Origin of the sequence: Pseudomonas sp. S49, assembly GCF_009866785.1 — a bacterium.
Classification (GTDB): domain Bacteria; phylum Pseudomonadota; class Gammaproteobacteria; order Pseudomonadales; family Pseudomonadaceae; genus Aquipseudomonas.
Genome location: NZ_CP019432.1, coordinates 4,818,225 through 4,838,693, shown reverse-complemented (window position 1 = coordinate 4,838,693; position 20,469 = coordinate 4,818,225). Strand labels below are relative to the sequence as shown.

The window sequence follows — 20,469 nt, the reverse complement described above, 5'->3', positions numbered from 1 at the left end:
TACCGCTTTCGCGAGCAGGCTCGCTCCCACATGGGTTAAGGGTGTACCTGTTTTTTATGTTCACCCCAATCCTGTGGGAGCGAGCCTGCTCGCGAAGCGATCGACCGGGTCTACCGGTTGGAATCCAATGCTTGCATCCGCGCGATGTAGGCTTTTATTTGCTGCTCAGCGATCTCATGACTGTCGAAAGGCCCTTCAAGGGTATTTTCCCGAGTACTGAAAAACAGTTCACCATTGACCCGGCACACCCGCTCGCTGCGAAAGCGCATGGCGGGGGCGTTGTCCTGCGCGCGCATTGCTAACATGATCGGTGTCCTTGGCTGATGCGCTGAAAGGGATCCAATGAGCTTATGCCTGAAGCACTTGGCGCGCCCGCTGAGCCGATCAACGGCGCCGCGTCAATTTAATGCTGCGACCTGCACAGTTTCATTCGCGTCCTGACCGCAACTGTCCCTGTGTCGCGACCAGTGGCAGGCCTAGAATGGGCGCACTTGTCAGCAGGCTTTGGGGTTCGCATGCACATTTCATCCGGTCGCTGGGTCTACGGTCTGTTCCTGGCCCTGCTGACCGCGTTTCTGTGGGGCATCCTGCCGATCAAACTCAAACAGGTATTGCTGGTGATGGACCCGGTGACGGTGACCTGGTTTCGTCTGTTGGTTTCCGGCGGCTGCCTCTTCATCTACCTGGCGGCGGTAAAACGCCTTCCCAGCCGCAAAGTGCTCGGGCCCAAGGGCGGCTGGCTGGTGCTGATGGCGGTGCTCGGGCTGGTCGGCAACTACGTGTTGTACCTGATGGGCCTCAATCTGCTCAGCCCTGGCACCGCACAACTGGTGGTGCAAATGGGCCCGATCATGCTGCTGATCGCCAGTCTGTTTGTGTTCAAGGAGCGTTTCAGCATTGGTCAGGGGATAGGGCTGGCGGTGCTGTTGATCGGTTTTGTACTGTTTTTCAATCAGCGCCTGGCCGAGCTGCTGACGTCATTGTCGGACTACACCGCAGGGGTTTTGCTGGTGCTGTTGGCATCGACGGTGTGGACCTTTTATGCACTGGGCCAGAAGCAATTGCTGACGGTGTGGAATTCGTTGCAGGTGATGATGGTGATCTATCTGTTCTGCGCACTGTTGCTGACACCGTGGGTGCATCCGCTCGAAGCGCTGAACCTTAGCCCGCTGCAGGGCTGGCTGCTGTTGGCGTGCTGCATGAACACCTTGATTGCCTATGGCGCGTTCGCTGAAGCGCTGGCGCATTGGGAGGCGTCGCGGGTCAGTGCGACGTTGGCGATCACGCCGTTGGTGACGTTTGGCGCGGTGGCGATTGCGGCGGGGATCTGGCCGGAATACGTGCATGCCGAGCAGATCAACGGGCTCGGGTATGGCGGGGCGGTGCTGGTGGTATTGGGGTCGGCGCTGGTGGCGTTGGGGCCTTCGTTGATTGCCGGGTTGAAGGCGCGGCGGATGAAGATGGCCGCCAGTTAGACCGCGTCGCTCCCATTCGCGAGCAGGCTCGCTCCCACAATTGACCGCGATCCCATGTCAGGAATGCGATCGAATGTGGGAGCGAGCCTGCTCGCGAAGACGGACTTTCAGGCGCTACAAATATTAACCCTTGGCGCCAGCCTCGATCATATTCTCCGGCCGCACCCACGCATCAAACTCTTCATCCGTCAGATAGCCCAGCGCCAACGCCGCCTCGCGCAAAGTCAGCCCTTCGCTGTAAGCCTTCTTGGCAATCTCCGCCGACTTGTCATAGCCGATATGCGGGTTCAGCGCGGTCACCAGCATCAGCCCACGTTCCAGATGTCTGGCCATGACTTCAGCATCCGGCTCAAGCCCGGCAATGCAGTGCTGCTGGAAGTTGCTGCAACCGTCGGCAAGCAAGCGAATCGATTGCAGCAGGTTGTGGATGATCACCGGTTTGAACACGTTCAACTGCAAGTGACCCTGGCTGGCGGCAATGCCGATGGTCACGTCGTTGCCCAGCACCTGACAGGCGAGCATCGACAGCGCTTCGCACTGGGTCGGGTTAACCTTGCCCGGCATGATCGAGCTACCCGGCTCATTCGCCGGTAGGCGTACTTCGGCAAAACCTGCGCGTGGGCCGGAGCCGAGCAGACGCAGGTCGTTGGCGATCTTCATCAGCGCCACGGCGAGGGTTTTCAGCGCGCCAGAAAGACTGGTCAGCGGCTCGTGGCCGGCGAGGGCGGCGAACTTGTTCGGTGCGGTGACGAATGGCAGACCCGACAGCGCCGCCAGTTCGGCGGCAATCGCCTCACCAAAACCGTGCGGTGAATTCAGCCCGGTGCCTACGGCCGTGCCGCCCTGAGCCAGTTCACACACCGCCGGCAGTGCCGCACGAATAGCGCGTTCGGCGTAATCCAGCTGCGCGATAAATCCGGACAGTTCCTGACCGAAGGTGATCGGCGTTGCGTCCATCATGTGCGTGCGCCCGGTTTTCACCAGTTTCATGTGCCGCGCCGCCAGTTCAGCTAGGCCGCCGGACAACTCGGCAATCGCCGGCAGCAGTTGCTCCTGCACAGCTTGCGCGGTGGCGATGCTCATCGCAGTGGGGAAGCAGTCGTTGGAGCTTTGCGAGCGGTTGACGTGATCATTGGGGTGCACTGGCGTCTTGCCGCCGCGCGGGTTGCCGGCCAGTTCGTTGGCGCGACCGGCGATCACTTCGTTGACGTTCATGTTGCTCTGGGTGCCGCTGCCGGTCTGCCAGACCACCAGCGGAAACTGGTCGTCGTGCTGGCCGTCGAGCACTTCGTCAGCGGCCTGTTCGATCAGGCGGGCGATGTCGGCAGGCAGATCACCGTTGCGATCGTTGACGCGGGCGGCGGCTTTCTTGATCAGGGCCAAGGCGTGCAGTACCGGCAGCGGCATGCGTTCCTGACCAATGGCGAAGTTGATCAGCGAGCGTTGCGTCTGAGCACCCCAGTAAGCGTCGTCCGGGACCTCGATCTGGCCCAGGCTGTCGGTTTCGATACGGCTCATCGTGCACACTCCTGTTGGTCTGTTTGCGCAGTTTAGGCCGGCTTCGGCCGTGGTGGTTCCATCGAGCCGATTGTTGACCGGTAAAACCCGGCCAATCAAGCGCGGCAAGGCTCGGGGGTTGAGCGACGAGGTTTTTTAGGCGCAGAATGGTCGCCCTTGGGGTTTTACCTCGCCTAGCTGAAAAGGAAACTCGATGACTCGTCTTCGTGCCATCTGCACCGCGGTTGCACTGGTTTGCGCCAGCGGCCAGGTGCTTGCCGATACCGCCAGCCACAACGCCAGTGCTGAAGCTTTCCTGACCCTGGCGCACGCTGACAAGCTGGGCACTCCGGTGTACATGCAAGTGCAGCAAATGTTCGCTCAGCGTTTCGAACAGACCAAAGCCCCGCAAGCCAAGAAAGCCGTCCTGGAAACCTACCAGGCCAAGGCTAACGCCGCGCTGGACCAGGCCATTGGCTGGAACAAGCTGAAGCCGGACATGGTCAAGCTCTACACCACTAACTTCAGCGAATCCGAGCTCAAAGACCTGGTCGCGTTCTACCAGTCGCCACTGGGCAAGAAAGTCCTCGAAAAAATGCCGCAGCTGACTCAGCAATCGGCCCAGATGACCCAGGCCAAACTGGAAAGCGCCGTACCTGTCGTCAACAAGCTGCTCGACGACATGACCAAAGAGCTGGCTCCTGCAGCTGCGCCGGCCAAGAAGAAGTAAGCGGAGTTCGTGATGACCATGCAACAACGCATCGAATCGACGCTGGCGCTGCTTCAGCCCGAACATCTGCAAGTGCTGGATGAAAGCCACATGCACAGTCGCGGGTTGCAGACGCACTTCAAGGCTGTGGTGGTCAGCGCGCAGTTCGACGGCCTGAACCGGGTCAAGCGCCACCAGAAAGTCTACGGCACGCTCGGCGAGCTGATGGGCGAGTTCCATGCGTTGGCGCTGCACACCTACACCCCGCAGGAATGGGCAGAGATCGGCGCCGCCCCGGCGTCACCGACCTGTGCCGGCGGCAGCAAGCATTAAGCTTCGGTTTTTTGCTAGAATCCGCAACGCGCCGCTTACCCGGCGCGTTTTTTTTTGAATCCGGTTCACCCTTTGCGAGGGTAGCCACCTGGAGAAATACCCATGACACAACCGATTGTCGTGGCGGCACTGTATAAGTTCGTCACTCTCGAAAATTACGTCAACCTGCGCGAGCCCCTGCTGCAAGCGATGGTCGACAACGAAATCAAAGGCACCCTGCTGATCGCCGAAGAAGGCATCAATGGCACGGTCTCCGGCAGCCGCGAAGGCATCGATGGCCTGCTCGCCTGGCTGAAGAACGACCCACGCATGATCGATATCGATCACAAAGAGTCGTACTGCGACGAGCAGCCGTTCTATCGCACCAAGGTCAAACTGAAGAAAGAGATCGTCACCCTCGGTGTCGAAGGCGTCGACCCGAACAAAAAAGTCGGCACTTACGTTGATCCGCAAGACTGGAACGCGTTGATCAGCGACCCGGAAGTGCTGTTGATCGACACGCGCAACGATTACGAAGTGTCGATCGGCACCTTCGAAGGCGCCATCGATCCGAAAACCACCAGTTTTCGCGAATTCCCCGACTACATCAAAGAACACTTCGATCCGGCCGTGCACAAGAAAGTCGCGATGTTCTGCACCGGCGGCATTCGCTGCGAGAAAGCCTCGAGCTACATGCTCAGCGAAGGCTACGAAGAGGTTTACCACCTCAAGGGTGGCATCCTGAAGTACCTTGAAGAAGTGCCGCAGGAAGAAACCAAATGGCAGGGCGACTGCTTCGTGTTCGACAACCGCGTGACCGTGCGTCACGACCTCAGCGAAGGCGACTACGATCAATGTCATGCCTGCCGCACACCGGTCAGCGTTGAAGATCGCGCCTCCGAGCATTACGTCGCCGGCATCAGTTGCCCGCATTGCTGGGACAAGCTGAGCGAGAAGACCCGCCGCAGCGCCATCGATCGGCAGAAGCAGATCGAGCTGGCCAAGGCGCGCAACCAGCCGCACCCGATCGGCTACAACTACAAGCAAGCATCCACCGAGGCTTAACCATGTCTGCACGCCTGCTCTATGTGATGGATCCGATGTGTTCGTGGTGCTGGGGTTTCGCTCCGGTGGCCAAGGCATTGGTCGAGCAGGCGCAAGCAGCCGGGGTCGAGTTGCATCTGGTGGTCGGTGGTTTGCGCACCGGCAGTGGCTCGGCGCTGGAGCCGACTACGCGGCGCTACATTCTTGAACACTGGCAAGCGGTCACCGAGGCCACCGGCCAGGCGTTCAAGTTCGACGGTGCGTTGCCCGATGGTTTTGTCTATGACACTGAGCCGGCCTGCCGGGCGATCGTCACTGCGCGCAGCCTGGCGCCGGATTGCGCGTGGAAACTGGTCGGGCTGATCCAGCAGGCGTTTTACGCTGAAGGTCGCGATGTCACCCAGGCCAGCGTGCTGGTCGAGTTGGCAGAAAAGGCCGGTGTGCCGCGCATCGAATTCGCAGCGTTGTTCGATCATGCCGATCAACACAAAGCGACTCAGGCCGATTTCAGTTGGGTGCAGGATCTCGGCATCGCCGGTTTCCCGACCCTGCTGGCCGAGCGCAACGGCCAACTGGCGCTGCTGACCAACGGCTATCAACCGCTCAGCGAGCTGTCGCCATTGCTCGGCCGCTGGCTGGAACGCGCGGCCTGTGTCTGATCTGGCCGATGACACGCCAGCCGTAAAGCGTGTCGACCGGCTGAGCTGGGCAGAAGTCCGGCGACTGGCACTCACTCACAAAAAATCCCTGTGGATCGCCAACGGCGTGGCTGTGCTGGCGACGTTGTGCAGCGTGCCGATCCCATTGCTGCTGCCGTTGCTGGTGGACGAAGTTCTGCTCGGCCACGGTGATTCCGCGCTGAAAGTCATGAACCACATGCTGCCGGGCATGTGGCAACAAGCGGCGGGTTACATCGGCCTGATGCTGGTGGTCACCCTGACGTTGCGTTGCAGCGCCTTGTGTTTTGGCGTGTTGCAGGCACGGCTGTTTGCGCGGCTGGCCAAGGACATCGTTTACCGCATCCGTGTGCGCCTGATTGAGCGGCTCAAGCGGATTTCCCTCGGCGAATACGAAAGCCTGGGCAGCGGCACAGTGACCACGCACCTGGTCACCGATCTGGATACCCTCGACAAATTCGTCGGCGAAACCCTCAGCCGTTTTCTGGTGGCGATGCTGACACTGGTCGGTACCGCGAGCATCCTGATGTGGATGCACTGGAAACTGGCACTGCTGATTCTGCTGTTCAACCCGTTGGTGATCTACGCCACGGTGCAGTTGGGCAAGCGGGTCAAGCACCTGAAGAAACTCGAGAACGACAGTACCGCGCGCTTCACTCAGGCGCTGAGCGAAACCCTTGATGCGATTCAGGAAATCCGCGCCGGCAACCGTCAGGGCTTTTTCCTCGGGCGACTCGGCCTGCGTGCGCAGGAAGTGCGCAATTACGCAGTCAACTCGCAGTGGAAAACCGACGCTTCCAACCGCGCCAGTGGGTTGCTGTTCCAGTTCGGTATCGACATCTTCCGCGCGGCGGCGATGCTCACGGTGTTGTTCTCCGACCTGTCGATCGGCCAGATGCTCGCAGTGTTCAGTTACCTGTGGTTCATGATCGGCCCGGTCGAACAACTGCTCAACCTGCAATACGCCTACTACGCGGCGGGCGGTGCGCTGGCGCGGATCAACGAACTGTTGGCGCGCGCCGATGAGCCGCAGTATCCGGGGGGTGTCGATCCGTTCAAGGGCCGTGACACCGTCGGCATTCAGGTGCAAGGCCTGAGCTTCGGCTACGGTGATGAACTGGTGCTGGATCAACTGAATCTGTCGATTGCGCCCGGTGAGAAAGTCGCGATTGTCGGCGCCAGCGGCGGCGGTAAAAGCACCCTCGTACAGTTGCTGCTCGGGCTATATACACCACTGTCCGGGACCATCCGTTTCGGCGGCTCGAGCCAGCAGGAGATCGGTCTGGATACGGTGCGGGAAAACGTCGCCGTGGTGCTGCAACACCCGGCGTTGTTCAACGACACCGTGCGCGCCAACCTGACCATGGGCCGCACCCGCAGTGACGAAGCCTGCTGGCAGGCGCTGGAAATCGCTCAGCTCGAAACGACCATCCGCGCCTTGCCCAAGGGTCTGGACAGTATCGTCGGCCGCTCCGGCGTACGCCTTTCCGGCGGTCAGCGGCAACGTCTGGCCATTGCGCGGATGATCCTCGCCGAGCCGAAAGTCGTGATCCTCGACGAAGCCACCTCGGCCCTCGACGCCGCCACCGAGTACAACCTCCATCAGGCCATGGCGCGCTTCCTCAATGGCCGCACCACGCTGATCATCGCTCACCGACTGTCAGCGGTGAAGCAGGCTGATCGCGTGCTGGTGTTCGACGGTGGCCAGGTCGCCGAAGACGGCGATCATCAGCAGTTGATTGCCGATGGCGGCCTGTACGCCAAGCTCTACGGTCATCTGCAACAGATCCAGCGCCCTTGAGTTTCGTGCGGGTTTCTGTGCTTAGTGCTTGAATTGCATTGAGTAAAATCACCTCAAGCGCTTCAACAGGCCAGCCATTTGCGCAATCGACCTAGAGGACGGCAGAGCTGTCCCTTTGTTATGTCGAAAATTAGCCTAGGCTGAGCTGTCAGGAGCGGGATTTTCCGGTGTTCATCTGGCAGTGCTTGCGCAAGGGATCTCATGAAGCAAAAGCGGACTCTCGGAACGCCACGGTTGTTGGGCATCGTCTGGCCATTTATTGCCGTCGTGTTGTTTCAAGCGTTACTGGGAGGCGTGAGTCTCTACGTGCTATCAGCCGTTCGCGGTTACGTCGCCGGCGAAAGCCTTTGGTCCAAAGGCCAGAAAGACGCGATCTACTACCTCAATCTGTACGCCGACAGCCGTGACGAAGTCATTTACCACAAGTATCAAAACGCAATCAGTGTGCCGCAGGGTGGGCATGAATTGCGTCTGGCGCTTGATCGGCAACCGCCCGATCTGCAAGCCGCACGTGAGGGTATCCTCAAGGGCGGAAACCATCCGGACGATGTCTCAAGCCTGATCTGGCTGTATCTGAATTTTCGCCATTTCAGCTACCTGGCAACCGCCATCGACCGCTGGACAGTGGGTGATGCCTATCTGGTACAACTCGATGACGTGGCCCGGGAGATGCACCAGCGCATCTTTGACAACGAGGCCACACTCGGTGATATCCAACGCTGGAAAGGTGAGATTCTCGCCATCAACGAGGGCGTGACGCCCGCGGCCAAGGCTTTCAGTGATGCGCTTGGCGAGGGGTCGCGGATGATTCTGCGACTCCTGTTGTTCACCAATATTGCTACTGCACTGGGTTTGATCCTGTTGGCGCTGTTGCGTACGCACAAACTGCTCAAGCAGCGCCACGCTTTTGCCGAGGCGCTGCAACTGGAGAAGGATCGGGCGCACGTCACGTTGCATTCGATCGGTGATGGCGTCATCACCACCGATGTCAGCGGCGCCATCGATTACATGAACCCTGCCGCTGAAGCCATGACCCACTGGAAGGCTGAACAAGCCGCCGGCCTGCCGCTGGCTGCGCTGTTCAATCTGCTCGACGACAACGCTCAGGCTGAAGGCGTGACGCTGATCGAGCACATTCTCAGCGGCAAACTCAGTGGCGGCAGCGAGCATTCGAAACTGATCCAGCGCCTGGATGGCACGACATTGTCGGTGACGCTGGTCGGTGCGCCGATCCGCAATGCCGGCAAGGTCAGCGGCACGGTGCTGGTATTGCACGACATGACTCAGGAGCGGCAATACATCGCCAATCTGTCGTGGCAGGCGACCCATGATGCGCTGACCGGGCTGGCCAACCGCCGCGAGTTTGAATATCGCCTGGAGCAGGCGTTGCACAACCTCATGCGCCATTCCGGGCGCCATGCGTTGATGTTCCTCGATCTCGATCAATTCAAACTGGTCAATGACACTTGTGGTCACGCTGCGGGCGATGAGCTGTTGCGGCATATTTGCACGCTGCTGCAATCGGGACTGCGTGAGGGCGATACGCTGGCGCGGCTCGGCGGTGATGAGTTCGGCATTCTGCTGGAGAACTGCGCACCGGAGGCGGCGGAGAAAATTGCCGATGCACTGCGCCAGACCGTACAGAATCTGCATTTTGTCTGGAAAGGGCGGCCATTCCTGACCACGGTAAGCATCGGCCTTGTGCATATAGCGCAGACACCGACCACGCTCGAGGCCTCGCTGCGCGCTGCCGACATGGCCTGCTACATGGCCAAGGAAAAGGGCCGCAACCGCGTCCAGGTTTACCACGCCGACGATTCCGAGCTGTCGCTGCGCTTTGGTGAAATGGCTTGGGTGCAACGTCTGCACATGGCGCTGGAAGAAGACCGCTTTTGTCTGTACGCCCAGGAAATCGCGCCACTCAAGCCAAGTGACAGCAAGGGCGGGCACATCGAAATTCTGTTGCGTCTGCACGATGAAGCCGGGCGAATGATTCTGCCTGACAGTTTTATTCCCGCGGCTGAACGTTATGGGCTGATGAGTCAGTTGGATCGTTGGGTAGTTCAGAACGTATTCAAGGTTATTGCTCAATGTATTGCGCAAGAACATGAAGGTCCTTTAGCAATGTGTGCGATTAATCTGTCAGGCATTACTATAGGAGATGACGCGTTTTTGCACTTTCTGCGCGAGCAGTTTGTTAACTACGCAATACCGCCTGAAATGATTTGTTTTGAAATTACAGAAACCAGTGCAATTGCAAATCTCGGCAGTGCAATAAGATTTATTAATGAACTCAAAGGCTTAGGTTGCTACTTTTCGTTAGATGATTTTTGCGCCGGAATGTCTTCATTCGCTTATCTGAAACATTTGCCTGTAGACTTCCTGAAGATCGACGGGAGTTTCGTAAAGGATATGCTGGACGACCCGATTAACCGCGCAATGGTCGAAGTGATCAATCACATCGGGCATGTCATGGGTAAGCAGACAATTGCCGAGTTTGTTGAAACAACCCAGATCGAGCAGGCATTGCTTGAAATCGGTGTGGATTACGCTCAAGGGTATGTTATAGAACGCCCACAGTTGTTTACCTGTGACAGTTTGCAAAGTCGGCCCGCCAGACCGCAACCGCTGTTATTCAAAGCGCCTGGCACGTTCCGTTGAAGTCTCTCGCCGATCCTTACAATCACAAATCAAAAGGAGCCGAACAGTGATCGACACATTCAACCGAACCGGACCACTCATGGAAGCTGCAAGTTATCCAGCCTGGGCACAACAGCTCATTCAGGACTGCAGCGAGAGCAAGCGCCGGGTTGTCGAACATGAACTTTATCTGCGCATGCGTGATAACAAGCTCAGCGCCAGAACCATGCGTCAGTACCTGATCGGGGGCTGGCCGGTGGTTGAGCAATTCGCGTTGTACATGGCGCAGAATCTCACCAAAACCAGGTTTGCCCGTCACCCGGGCGAAGACATGGCGCGGCGCTGGCTGATGCGCAATATCCGCGTTGAACTCAATCACGCCGATTACTGGGTGCATTGGAGTCGCGCCCATGGCGTCAGTCTGGAAGACCTTCAGGCCCAGCATGTACCGCCTGAGTTGCATGCCTTGAGTCATTGGTGCTGGCACACCAGTTCAGCCGATTCATTGATTGTGGCCATCGCGGCCACTAACTATGCCATCGAAGGCGCGACCGGGGAGTGGTCGGCGCTGGTCTGCTCCACCGGCGTGTATGCCGCAGCGTTTCCCGAAGAAGATCGCAAGCGGGCGATGAAGTGGTTGAAGATGCACGCGCAGTATGACGATGCCCATCCGTGGGAGGCGCTGGAAATCATCTGCACCCTGGCCGGGATGAACCCGAGCAAGGCCTTGCAGGCTGAGTTGCGACAAGCAATCTGCAAGAGCTACGACTACATGTATCTGTTTCTGGAGCGCTGCATGCAACTGGAGACGTCGGAGCGCTTGTTGGTCAACCGAGAGCGCAGGGCGGTAGTCGAGAGCTGATTTCGGGCTACATGAAACTAATGTGGGAGCGAGCCTGCTCGCGAAAGCGGTCCGTCAGTCAACTCATGGTTGAATGTCAGATTGCATTCACGAGCAGGCTCGCTCCCACACTGTTTTGTGTTGGTTGGAAGGACTTAGCCGGCCATCGCCAGCCGGTTGCGACCTTCACGCTTGGCCACATACAACGCACTGTCGGCGCGGCGCAGCAAGCTGTCGGCTGATTCGCCGGGCAACAACGTCGAACATCCCAGGCTCACAGTCAATTCGATCAACTGCCCATCCGCATAGTATTCGGCCGCCTGTGTCGCATAGCGCAGCCGTTCGCCGACCATGGCCGCAGCTTCGCGGCTGGTGTTGGACAGCAGAATCAAAAACTCTTCCCCGCCATAACGAAACACCATATCGACATTACGCAACTGTGCCTTGATCGTCGCGGCGATGGCTTTAAGCACGTGATCGCCGGCGCTGTGGCCATGGCTGTCGTTGACTCGTTTGAAGTGGTCGATATCGAGCATCAGCACCGAGAGCGGCTGCACATGCCGACGCGACATGTCGATCTCGCGCTGCAAGGTCTGCTCCATGGCGATGCGGTTACCGGCGCCGGTCAACGGATCACGCAGGGCGCTCTGCGTGGCGGCGCGGTAGAGCAGGGCATTGCGCATCGGGTACAGCAGCGACGACAACAGCGATTCGAGGTTGCCCTGATCCAGTTCGTTGAAGCGCTGATTGCGACGGAACACCAGTTCGCCCATGTGCTCGCCTTCGTGGCTCAGGGTATAGCTGATCGAGTGGTGTCCGCGAGTACCGAACTCCAGGCGCAAATCACTGCCCTGGTGCACATAACTGAGCGCGTCCAGCGGCACGAGGCGCTGAACTTCGCGGAAAAACAGACCGAGGATGCGTTGCGGTTCGAGGCTGGTTTGCAGTTGCAGGCTCATTTGCTGGCGCAGTTGCGCCAGGCTGGCCGGTCGCTCCAGAAGGGGCGGCAGTTGACCAAAGCCCAGGCGTTGCAATTTGGCACTGTCAAAGTCAATTGCATTGGTCTGGGAGGGTGATTTCATATGGCGTGAACCCTTAGCAGTAAGTCCGTCTTACAGGCTGGGTGAGAGCGGCTATGGGCTGCGCGTCATACTGATCCATCAGTCCCGTAGGACGTTTGGCGTAAGTTTAGTCTGCCGGATGACGATTAGTAAGCTATCGAAATCGGCTTCGCCCCATTGCCTTCACGCGGCTTGCTTTGAGAAAACTTAGAGCGAAAGTCGTGCCATTCGGTTCGGTTTTATTTAAACCGTTTTGAATCAATGGGTTGGCTAGTGGTTAGGGATGGGTACGCTGGAAAATTGACTGAAATATGACAGTCATCAGCGGCAAATGCATGCCGCGACAGGAATCTGCCGCGGCAACAAATGCGACGTATGGCAGTTATTGCGCGTTGAACGCCTGGCCATTGATGCCGGTACTGTCCGGACCCATCAGGTACAGGTAGACCGGCATGATCTCCTCCGGTGTCGGATTGTTCAGCGGGTTTTCCCCCGGATACGCCTGAGCACGCATGCTGGTGCGCGTACCGCCGGGGTTGATGCTGTTCGAGCGTACTGGCGCCACACCGTCGACTTCATCGGCCAGGGTTTGCATCAAACCTTCAGTGGCGAATTTCGATACGCCATATGCACCCCAATAAGCTCGGCCTTTTCGACCGACGCTGCTGGAAGTGAACACCACCGACGCATCCTGCGACAGCTTGAGCAGCGGCAGCAGAGTGCTGGTCAGCATGAACATGGCGTTGACGTTGACCTGCATGACGCGCATGAAGTTTTCGCCGGACAATTGCTCGATCGGTGTGCGAGGACCGATGATCGAAGCGTTGTGCAGCAAACCGTCGAGGTGGCCGAATTCGCTCTCGATCATCGCGGCCAGCTCATCGTACTGATGGGGCAGGGCGGTTTCGAGGTTGAACGGAATGACCGCCGGTTGCGGATGGCCCGCCGCCTCGATTTCGTCATAGACCTGCGTCAGATTCGCTTCGGTCTTGCCCAGCAGCAATACGGTGGCGCCATGAGCGGCGTAGGTTTTCGCCGCAGCCGCACCAATGCCACGACCGGCACCGGTGACCAGAATGACCCGATCCTTGAGCAATTCGGGACGAGCGGAATAATCAAACATAAAAACCTCATCAAGTCAGATCGTTCCCACGCTCTGCGTGGGAATGCAACCAATGACGCTCTGCGTCAGGTCTCAGCAACTGCAAAGCGCGCTATCGAGCACCTTGCGCAGCTCCGACGGATGATCCACCACCACATCCGCACCCCAATGCCGCGGGTTGTCGTCCGGGTGGATATAGCCAAACGTCACCGCCGCGGTTTTCGTACCGGCATCGCGGCCGGATTCGATATCGCGCAGATCATCGCCCACAAACAGCACCGTCGCCGGATCCAGATCAAGCATCTTGCACGCAAGGATCAACGGCTCCGGATCCGGTTTGCTGTTCTTCACATGATCCGGGCAGATCAGCAGTGCCGAACGCTCGGCCAGCCCCAATTGCTGCATGATCGGCTCGGCAAAGCGCAGCGGCTTGTTGGTGACCACGCCCCAGATCAGATTGGCCTTCTCGATGTCGGCGAGCAGTTCGCCCATGCCATCGAACAGCTTGCTGTGTACCGCGCAGCCGACCAGATAGCGCTCGAGGAATTCCAGGCGCAGCTCCTCGAAGCCTGGCGACTCCGGGTCCATCGAGAACGTCACTGCGACCATGGCTTTGGCGCCGCCGGAGATCTCGTCGCGGATGTGCTTGTCGTTCATCGGCGGCAAGCCGCGATCCGCGCGCATCGCCTGGCAGATGGCGATGAAGTCCGGCGCCGTGTCGAGCAGGGTGCCGTCCATGTCGAAGAGAACTGCTCTGATGGCCATCGGCTTACTCCTCGCGCAGGGTCTGGATCATGTAGTTGACGTCAACGTCGTTGGCCAGCTTGTAGTGCTTGGTCAGCGGGTTGTACGTCAGGCCGATGATGTCCTTGACGGTCAGGCCGGCCATGCGGCTCCAGGCACCGAGCTCGGACGGGCGGATGAATTTCTTGAAGTCATGGGTGCCGCGCGGCAGCAGCTTCATGATGTATTCAGCGCCAATGATGGCGAACAGGTACGCCTTCGGGTTGCGGTTGATGGTCGAGAAGAACACCTGGCCGCCGGGCTTGACCATGCGGAAGCAGGCGCGGATGACCGAGGATGGATCCGGTACGTGCTCGAGCATTTCCAGGCAAGTCACCACGTCGAACTGCTCAGGCATTTCTTCGGCCAGCGCTTCGGCGGTGATCTGGCGGTATTCGACGCTGACGCCGGATTCCAGCTGATGCAGTTGCGCGACCGCCAGCGGCGCTTCGCCCATGTCGATGCCCATTACGGTGGCACCGCGCTGGGCCATGGCTTCGCTGAGAATGCCGCCGCCGCAACCGACGTCAAGGACTTTCTTGCCGGCCAGATTGACCCGCTCGTCGATCCAGTTGACCCGCAGCGGGTTGATGTCGTGCAGCGGTTTGAATTCGCTTTCACGATCCCACCAGCGATGGGCCAGGGCTTCGAATTTGGCGATTTCGGCGTGGTCGACGTTGCTCATGTTGAATCCTCTAAAACTTGAAAAAGGCTGTAGCCCCGGCATTTGCGCCGGGGTGTTTACGATTCGGTGTGGCCGCTGATGCGCTGGCCCCAGGCCCGGGCGGTGGCGCCGAGTTGTTCTTCATCCAGCCGCGTCAGGCGGCGGTCGTCAAGCAGTTGCTTGCCGGCGACCCACAGGTGTTTCACGCAATCGCGACCGGTGGCATAGATAAGCTGCGAAACCGGGTCATACACCGGTTGCTGGGCCAGGCCGGACAGGTCGAAAGCGACGATGTCGGCGGCTTTGCCGATTTCCAGTGAGCCAACCTGCGCTTCGATGCCCAGTGCGCGCGCGCCATTCAGTGTGGCCATGCGCAGCGCCCGATGGGCATCCAGCGCGGTGGCCGAACCGGCGACGGCTTTGGCCAGCAGCGCAGCGGTACGGGTTTCGCCGAGCAGATCCAGATCGTTATTGCTGGCGGCGCCATCGGTGCCGACCGCGACATTCACCCCAGCCTGCCACAAGCGCTCGACCGGGCAGAAACCGCTGGCCAGCTTGAGGTTGGATTCCGGGCAATGGATCACGCTGGTGTTGCTTTCTACCAGCAACGCCAGGTCGTCATCGCTGATCTGGGTCATGTGCACGGCCTGGAAACGCGGGCCGAGCAGGCCGAGACGACCAAGGCGAGCGAGCGGACGTTCGCCGCGTTGCTCCAGTGCTTGCTGGACTTCGAACGCCGTTTCGTGGACATGCATGTGGATCGCTGCGTCCAGCTCCTCGGCAATCACGCGGATTTTCTCGAGATTCTCGTCGCCGACGGTGTACGGTGCATGAGGGCCGAACGTGATTTTGATGCGGTCGTGATGCTTCAGGTCGCCGAACAGCTCGACACCCTGACGAATGGCTTCATCGGCGCTCGCGGCGCCGGGAATCGGAAAGTCGAGGATCGGAATCGCGATCTGCGCGCGAATACCGCTGTTGTGCACGCGCTCGCTGGCGACTTTCGGGAAGAAATACATGTCCGAAAAACAGGTGATGCCACCCTTGATCTGCTCGGCGATGGCCAGATCGGTGCCATCACGGACAAAATCTTCGCTGACCCATTTCGCTTCGGCCGGCCAGATGTGGTTTTCCAGCCAGGTCATCAGCGGCAGATCGTCGGCCAGGCCACGGAACAGCGTCATCGCCGCGTGGCCGTGGGCATTGATCAGGCCGGGGGCGAGCAGCACATCCGGCAGTTCGCGAACTTCAGTGGCGTTACACTTCAATGCTTCGGCGCGCGGGCCGATAAACACGATGCGACCGTCGCGGATGCCCAGGCCGTGCTCTTTGAGCACAACGCCTGCAGGTTCGACGGGTACCAGCCAGGTCGGCAGCAATAATAAGTCGAGCGCAATGGCAGGTTTCGGCATCGAGGGTCGGTTCCAGTGCTTTTGTAAAGGATGGCGAAGTATACCCGAGCGTCTTCGCGGGGGGATCGCTATAATCGGCGGCTTTTGTTCATGAGTGCGGGGTGTGGGATGCGCGATCGACTGTTGGCTGCGGAAAAAGTGAAGGCCATCGATTGGCGTGACGGCGCGCTGCACCTGCTGGATCAGCGTATTTTGCCGTTCGAGGAAACCTGGATCGCCTACACCAGCGCCGCCGGCGTGGCAGAGGCGATTCGCTCGATGGTGGTGCGTGGCGCGCCGGCCATCGGCATCAGTGCGGCCTATGGCATCGTGCTCGCGGCCCGTGCGCGGATCGCCGAAGGTGGCGACTGGTACGCGGCGCTGGAAGAGGATTTTGCCCTGCTGGCCGACTCCCGTCCGACGGCGGTCAATCTGTTCTGGGCGCTCGGCCGTATGCATGATCGCCTCGATCGCTTGAAAGAGAATGCCGATCCGCTGGCGGCGCTGGAAGCCGAAGCCATCGCTATCCACGAAAGCGACCGTGAAGCCAACCTGACCATGGCGCAGCTTGGTGTTGATCTGATCCGCAAGCATCAGGGCAATGCCCAGGCGATTCTGACCCACTGCAATACGGGCGCGCTGGCCACCGGTGGTTTCGGTACGGCGTTGGGAGTGATTCGTGCAGCCTTTATTGAAGGCATGGTCGAGCGCGTTTACGCCGATGAAACCCGCCCATGGCTGCAGGGTTCGCGCCTGACCGCGTGGGAACTGGCCAACGAAGGCATTCCGGTGACCCTCAATGCCGACTCCGCTGCCGCGCACATCATGAAAACCAAGGGCGTGACGTGGGTGATCGTCGGCGCTGACCGCATTACCGCCAACGGTGACGTGGCGAACAAGATCGGCACCTATCAACTGGCGGTCAACGCCATGCACCACGGTGTGCGTTTCATGGTCGTGGCGCCGAGTTCGACCATCGACATGAACCTGGCCAGTGGTGATGACATCCCGATCGAAGAGCGTGACGGTGCCGAGTTGCTGGAAGTCGGCGGCAAGCGCGTCGGTGCCGACGTTGAAGCGTTCAACCCGGTGTTTGACGTGACTCCGGCAGACCTGATTGACGCGATCGTTACCGAAAAGGGCATCGTCGAGCGTCCGGATACCGCGAAAATGGCCCAGTTGACGTGCCGCAAGCGCCTGCATTAACAGGCTTGAATCCCGCGTCGACATCTTCGCGAGCAAGCTCGCTCCCACAGTTTTTGTGAACGCCACAGAACAATGTGGGAGCGAGCCTGCTCGCGAAAGGGCCTTAAAAGTCAATAAACATCCCCAAACCAAGCCTGAATTCTGCATTCAAAGAAGCTCTGAGCCTCTCTCGTCCCCGTTAAGCCTGTCACCGGTCAACTAACTATGCTCCATGCGCATCAGGGGGATAGGTGCGTGGCGGCCTTTGTGATAACATCCGGCGTTTTCCGAGGCAGCTCCACGGAGCTGTCTTTACTGCGCAAATCCGCGATCCAATGTTGATTTGTCGTAAGTCGGCGCATGGCACTCGGCCTGCCCCGACGAGCTTCGTTGCTCCCACATGGATATGACGAAGTTTCACCAGAAAAAGGAATCAGGCTTCTCATGGGCGAACTGGCCAAAGAAATCCTCCCGGTCAATATCGAAGACGAGCTGAAACAGTCCTACCTCGACTACGCGATGAGCGTGATCGTCGGCCGTGCACTGCCGGATGCGCGCGATGGCCTCAAGCCCGTGCACCGTCGCGTACTGTTCGCGATGAGCGAGCTGGGCAACGACTTCAACAAGCCGTACAAGAAATCTGCCCGTGTTGTCGGCGACGTGATCGGTAAGTATCACCCGCACGGTGATACCGCGGTGTACGACACCATCGTTCGTATGGCTCAGCCTTTCTCCCTGCGCTACCTGCTGGTAGACGGTCAGGGCAACTTCGGTTCGGTCGACGGCGACAACGCTGCGGCCATGCGATACACCGAAGTGCGCATGACCAAGCTGGCGCACGAGCTGCTGGCTGACCTGCACAAAGAAACCGTGGACTGGGTGCCGAACTACGACGGCACCGAAATGATCCCGGCGGTCATGCCGACCCGTATTCCCAACCTGCTGGTCAACGGCTCCAGCGGTATCGCCGTGGGCATGGCGACCAACATTCCGCCGCACAACCTCGGTGAAGTCATCGACGGTTGCCTGGCGCTCATCGACAACCCTGAGCTGACCGTCGATGAGCTGATGCAATACATTCCCGGTCCGGACTTCCCGACTGCCGCGATCATCAACGGTCGCGCCGGCATCATCGAAGCCTACCGCACCGGTCGCGGGCGCATTTACATGCGTGCGCGTTCGATCATTGAAGACATCGACAAGGTCGGTGGCCGTCAGCAGATCGTCATCACCGAGCTCCCTTATCAGCTGAACAAGGCGCGTCTGATCGAGAAGATCGCCGAGCTGGTCAAAGAGAAGAAGCTGGAAGGCATCACCGAGCTGCGCGACGAGTCCGACAAGGACGGTATGCGCGTCGTGATCGAACTGCGTCGCGGCGAAGTGCCTGAGGTGATCCTCAACAACCTCTACGCCCAGACCCAGCTGCAATCGGTTTTCGGCATCAACATCGTTGCGCTGATCGACGGCCGTCCACGCATCCTGAACCTCAAGGATCTGCTGGAAGCCTTCGTCCGTCACCGTCGCGAAGTGGTTACCCGCCGTACCGTGTTCGAACTGCGTAAGGCGCGCGAGCGTGGTCACATCCTCGAAGGCCAGGCCGTTGCCTTGTCGAACATCGACCCGGTCATCGCCCTGATCAAAGCCTCGCCGACGCCGTCGGAAGCTAAAGAAGCGCTGGTCAGCACGCCGTGGGAGTCTTCGGCGGTGGTGGCGATGGTTGAGCGTGCCGGTGCCGATTCGTGCCGTCCGGAAAACCTCGATCCGCAATACGGTCTGCGCGAAGGCAAGTACTTCCTGTCGCCAGAACAGGCACAAGCCATTCTGGAACTGCGTCTGCACCGTCTGACTGGTCTGGAACACGAAAAACTGCTGGCCGAGTATCAAGAGATCCTCAACCAGATCGGCGAGCTGATCCGCATTCTCAACAGCGCCGTGCGCCTGATGGAAGTGATCCGCGAAGAGCTGGAAGTGATCCGTGCCGAATACGGCGACCAGCGTCGCACCGAAATCCTCGATGCCCGTCTCGATCTGACCCTGGGTGACATGATCCCGGAAGAAGAGCGTGTCGTGACCATCTCTCACGGTGGCTACGCCAAGACCCAGCCATTGGCTGCGTACCAGGCTCAGCGTCGTGGCGGTAAAGGCAAGTCGGCTACTGGCGTCAAGGATGAGGACTACATCGCTCACCTGCTGGTTGCCAACAGCCACACCACGCTGCTGCTGTTCTCCAGCAAGGGCAAGGTGTACTGGCTCAAGACCTACGAGATTCCGGAAGCGTCCCGCGCCGCCCGTGGTCGTCCGCTGGTCAACCTGTTGCCGTTGAGCGAGGGTGAATACATCACCACCATGCTGCCGGTCGATCTCGAAGCCATGAAGCGTCAGGCTGATGAAGAAGAAGCCGAAGGCGCCGAGGCTGATGTTGAAGAAATCGAAAACAGCAACGAGACCGACGAAGAGCGTCGCGCTCGCATCAAGGCTGCTGACCGCAAGAAAGCACCGTTCATCTTCATGTCGACCGCCAACGGTACCGTGAAGAAGACTCCGCTGGTGGCCTTCAGCCGTCAGCGCAGCGTCGGTCTGATCGCGCTGGAACTGGACGAAGGCGACATCCTGATCTCCGCCGCCATCACCGATGGCGAGCAGGAAATCATGCTGTTCTCCGACGGCGGCAAAGTGACGCGCTTCAAGGAATCCGAAGTTCGCGCCATGGGCCGTACCGCCCGCGGTGTGCGTGGTATGCGTCTGCCGGAAGGGCAAAAGCTGATCTCCATGCTGATTCCGGAAGAAGGCAGCGAGATTCTCACCGCTTCCGAGCGCGGCTACGGCAAGCGCACGGCCATCACCGAGTTCCCTGAATACAAGCGTGGTGGTCAGGGCGTTATCGCCATGGTCAGCAACGAGCGTAACGGCCGTCTGGTCGGTGCGGTTCAGGTGCAGGACGGTGAAGAAATCATGCTGATCTCCGATCAGGGCACTCTGGTACGTACCCGTGTCGACGAAGTGTCGAGCCTGGGTCGTAACACTCAAGGTGTGACGCTGATCAAGCTGGCCAAGGATGAAACCCTGGTCGGACTGGAGCGGGTTCAGGAACCTTCGGAAGTCGAAGGTGAAGAGCTTGAGGGTGAAGAGGGTGAGGAATTCGAAGGCAGCGTCGTGATCGACGATGCTGGCGAAGACCAGCAACTCGACGCCGCAGCAGACGAAGAACCGCAAGAATAAGCGGACAAACGAGGGGGCGGATGAGAATTCGCCCCCTTGTTATTTGTCCCGTTTGAAAATTTGCGACA

The 20,469-nt window shown here is 59.3% G+C and carries 17 protein-coding genes; 10 read left to right on the top strand and 7 right to left on the bottom strand.

Annotated features, from left to right (window positions below):
- Positions 1-110 precede the first annotated feature (110 nt).
- Positions 111-305 carry a DUF6316 family protein gene (locus PspS49_RS21225; protein WP_127929298.1) on the bottom strand — a complete coding sequence of 65 codons (195 nt, stop codon included), beginning with the start codon at positions 303-305 and terminating at the stop codon, positions 111-113.
- 210 nt (positions 306-515) lie between these two features.
- Here PspS49_RS21225 and PspS49_RS21220 point away from each other — a divergent pair, with 210 nt between their 5' ends.
- Complete coding sequence (locus PspS49_RS21220; protein WP_150750672.1) at positions 516-1,475, top strand: DMT family transporter; 960 nt, start codon at positions 516-518, stop codon at positions 1,473-1,475.
- Between the two features lie 123 nt (positions 1,476-1,598).
- Here PspS49_RS21220 and PspS49_RS21215 read toward each other — a convergent pair whose 3' ends face one another.
- Entirely contained in the window at positions 1,599-2,993 is a 1,395-nt protein-coding gene (locus tag PspS49_RS21215) for a class II fumarate hydratase (RefSeq protein WP_007908383.1), read from the bottom strand.
- Between the two features lie 193 nt (positions 2,994-3,186).
- Between PspS49_RS21215 and PspS49_RS21210 the strand changes: the two genes are divergently transcribed.
- From PspS49_RS21210 to PspS49_RS21180, 7 genes are all read left to right on the top strand, one after another.
- On the top strand, positions 3,187-3,702 hold the full coding sequence (locus PspS49_RS21210; protein ID WP_122661658.1) for a DUF2059 domain-containing protein: 516 nt from the start codon (positions 3,187-3,189) through the stop codon (positions 3,700-3,702).
- Between the two features lie 12 nt (positions 3,703-3,714).
- Positions 3,715-4,014 carry a BolA family protein gene (locus PspS49_RS21205; RefSeq protein ID WP_007908388.1) on the top strand — a complete coding sequence of 100 codons (300 nt, stop codon included), beginning with the start codon at positions 3,715-3,717 and terminating at the stop codon, positions 4,012-4,014.
- A 102-nt stretch (positions 4,015-4,116) separates the two neighbouring features.
- Positions 4,117-5,058: a rhodanese-related sulfurtransferase gene (locus PspS49_RS21200; RefSeq protein ID WP_160041357.1), complete on the top strand. Its 942-nt coding sequence runs from the start codon at positions 4,117-4,119 to the stop codon at positions 5,056-5,058.
- 35 nt (positions 5,059-5,093) lie between these two features.
- Complete coding sequence (locus tag PspS49_RS21195; RefSeq protein ID WP_174245131.1) at positions 5,094-5,696, top strand: DsbA family protein; 603 nt, start codon at positions 5,094-5,096, stop codon at positions 5,694-5,696.
- Positions 5,689-7,515 carry an ABC transporter ATP-binding protein gene (locus PspS49_RS21190; RefSeq protein WP_160041355.1) on the top strand — a complete coding sequence of 609 codons (1,827 nt, stop codon included), beginning with the start codon at positions 5,689-5,691 and terminating at the stop codon, positions 7,513-7,515. Before PspS49_RS21195 ends, PspS49_RS21190 begins: the two co-directional genes overlap by 8 nt.
- Positions 7,516-7,716: 201 nt before the next feature.
- A complete protein-coding gene (locus tag PspS49_RS21185) occupies positions 7,717-10,176 on the top strand; it encodes an EAL domain-containing protein (RefSeq protein WP_160041353.1) in 2,460 nt (819 codons plus the stop codon).
- 46 nt (positions 10,177-10,222) lie between these two features.
- On the top strand, positions 10,223-11,017 hold the full coding sequence (locus PspS49_RS21180) for an iron-containing redox enzyme family protein (protein WP_127929291.1): 795 nt from the start codon (positions 10,223-10,225) through the stop codon (positions 11,015-11,017).
- A 134-nt stretch (positions 11,018-11,151) separates the two neighbouring features.
- Here the strand turns inward: PspS49_RS21180 and PspS49_RS21175 are convergent, their stop codons facing one another.
- From PspS49_RS21175 to PspS49_RS21155, 5 genes are all read right to left on the bottom strand, one after another.
- Positions 11,152-12,078 (bottom strand): GGDEF domain-containing protein, encoded by a 927-nt coding sequence (locus PspS49_RS21175; protein WP_127929290.1) that lies wholly within the window; start codon positions 12,076-12,078, stop codon positions 11,152-11,154.
- Positions 12,079-12,439: 361 nt separating this feature from the next.
- A complete protein-coding gene (locus PspS49_RS21170) occupies positions 12,440-13,180 on the bottom strand; it encodes a YciK family oxidoreductase (RefSeq protein WP_085710824.1) in 741 nt (246 codons plus the stop codon).
- 72 nt (positions 13,181-13,252) lie between these two features.
- Positions 13,253-13,924: an N-acetylmuramic acid 6-phosphate phosphatase MupP gene (gene mupP, locus PspS49_RS21165; protein WP_127929289.1), complete on the bottom strand. Its 672-nt coding sequence runs from the start codon at positions 13,922-13,924 to the stop codon at positions 13,253-13,255.
- A 4-nt stretch (positions 13,925-13,928) separates the two neighbouring features.
- Entirely contained in the window at positions 13,929-14,627 is a 699-nt protein-coding gene (gene ubiG, locus PspS49_RS21160; RefSeq protein WP_007908399.1) for a bifunctional 2-polyprenyl-6-hydroxyphenol methylase/3-demethylubiquinol 3-O-methyltransferase UbiG, read from the bottom strand.
- A gap of 56 nt (positions 14,628-14,683) precedes the next feature.
- The gene (locus tag PspS49_RS21155) at positions 14,684-16,018 is read right to left on the bottom strand and encodes a TRZ/ATZ family hydrolase (protein WP_160041351.1); all 1,335 of its coding nucleotides are present in this window, start codon (positions 16,016-16,018) and stop codon (positions 14,684-14,686) included.
- A gap of 108 nt (positions 16,019-16,126) precedes the next feature.
- Here PspS49_RS21155 and mtnA point away from each other — a divergent pair, with 108 nt between their 5' ends.
- Positions 16,127-17,203 (top strand): S-methyl-5-thioribose-1-phosphate isomerase, encoded by a 1,077-nt coding sequence (gene mtnA / locus PspS49_RS21150; RefSeq protein WP_160041349.1) that lies wholly within the window; start codon positions 16,127-16,129, stop codon positions 17,201-17,203.
- 423 nt (positions 17,204-17,626) lie between these two features.
- Positions 17,627-20,401 carry a DNA gyrase subunit A gene (gene gyrA, locus PspS49_RS21145; protein WP_127929287.1) on the top strand — a complete coding sequence of 925 codons (2,775 nt, stop codon included), beginning with the start codon at positions 17,627-17,629 and terminating at the stop codon, positions 20,399-20,401.
- The last annotated feature ends 68 nt before the right edge of the window (positions 20,402-20,469 follow it).

Bases quoted from the DNA above. Each gene is read 5' to 3' on its own strand.
- PspS49_RS21170 (WP_085710824.1), bottom strand. From the start codon at position 13,180: ATGTTTGATTATTCCGCTCGTCCCGAATTGCTCAAGGATCGGGTCATT.
- mtnA (WP_160041349.1), top strand. From the start codon at position 16,127: ATGCGCGATCGACTGTTGGCTGCGGAAAAAGTGAAGGCCATCGATTGG.
- PspS49_RS21155 (WP_160041351.1), bottom strand. From the start codon at position 16,018: ATGCCGAAACCTGCCATTGCGCTCGACTTATTATTGCTGCCGACCTGG.
- PspS49_RS21225 (WP_127929298.1), bottom strand. From the start codon at position 305: ATGTTAGCAATGCGCGCGCAGGACAACGCCCCCGCCATGCGCTTTCGC.
- PspS49_RS21200 (WP_160041357.1), top strand. From the start codon at position 4,117: ATGACACAACCGATTGTCGTGGCGGCACTGTATAAGTTCGTCACTCTC.
- PspS49_RS21195 (WP_174245131.1), top strand. From the start codon at position 5,094: ATGTGTTCGTGGTGCTGGGGTTTCGCTCCGGTGGCCAAGGCATTGGTC.
- PspS49_RS21210 (WP_122661658.1), top strand. From the start codon at position 3,187: ATGACTCGTCTTCGTGCCATCTGCACCGCGGTTGCACTGGTTTGCGCC.
- gyrA (WP_127929287.1), top strand. From the start codon at position 17,627: ATGGGCGAACTGGCCAAAGAAATCCTCCCGGTCAATATCGAAGACGAG.
- PspS49_RS21220 (WP_150750672.1), top strand. From the start codon at position 516: ATGCACATTTCATCCGGTCGCTGGGTCTACGGTCTGTTCCTGGCCCTG.
- PspS49_RS21215 (WP_007908383.1), bottom strand. From the start codon at position 2,993: ATGAGCCGTATCGAAACCGACAGCCTGGGCCAGATCGAGGTCCCGGAC.
- PspS49_RS21185 (WP_160041353.1), top strand. From the start codon at position 7,717: ATGAAGCAAAAGCGGACTCTCGGAACGCCACGGTTGTTGGGCATCGTC.
- PspS49_RS21175 (WP_127929290.1), bottom strand. From the start codon at position 12,078: ATGAAATCACCCTCCCAGACCAATGCAATTGACTTTGACAGTGCCAAA.
- mupP (WP_127929289.1), bottom strand. From the start codon at position 13,924: ATGGCCATCAGAGCAGTTCTCTTCGACATGGACGGCACCCTGCTCGAC.
- PspS49_RS21205 (WP_007908388.1), top strand. From the start codon at position 3,715: ATGACCATGCAACAACGCATCGAATCGACGCTGGCGCTGCTTCAGCCC.
- ubiG (WP_007908399.1), bottom strand. From the start codon at position 14,627: ATGAGCAACGTCGACCACGCCGAAATCGCCAAATTCGAAGCCCTGGCC.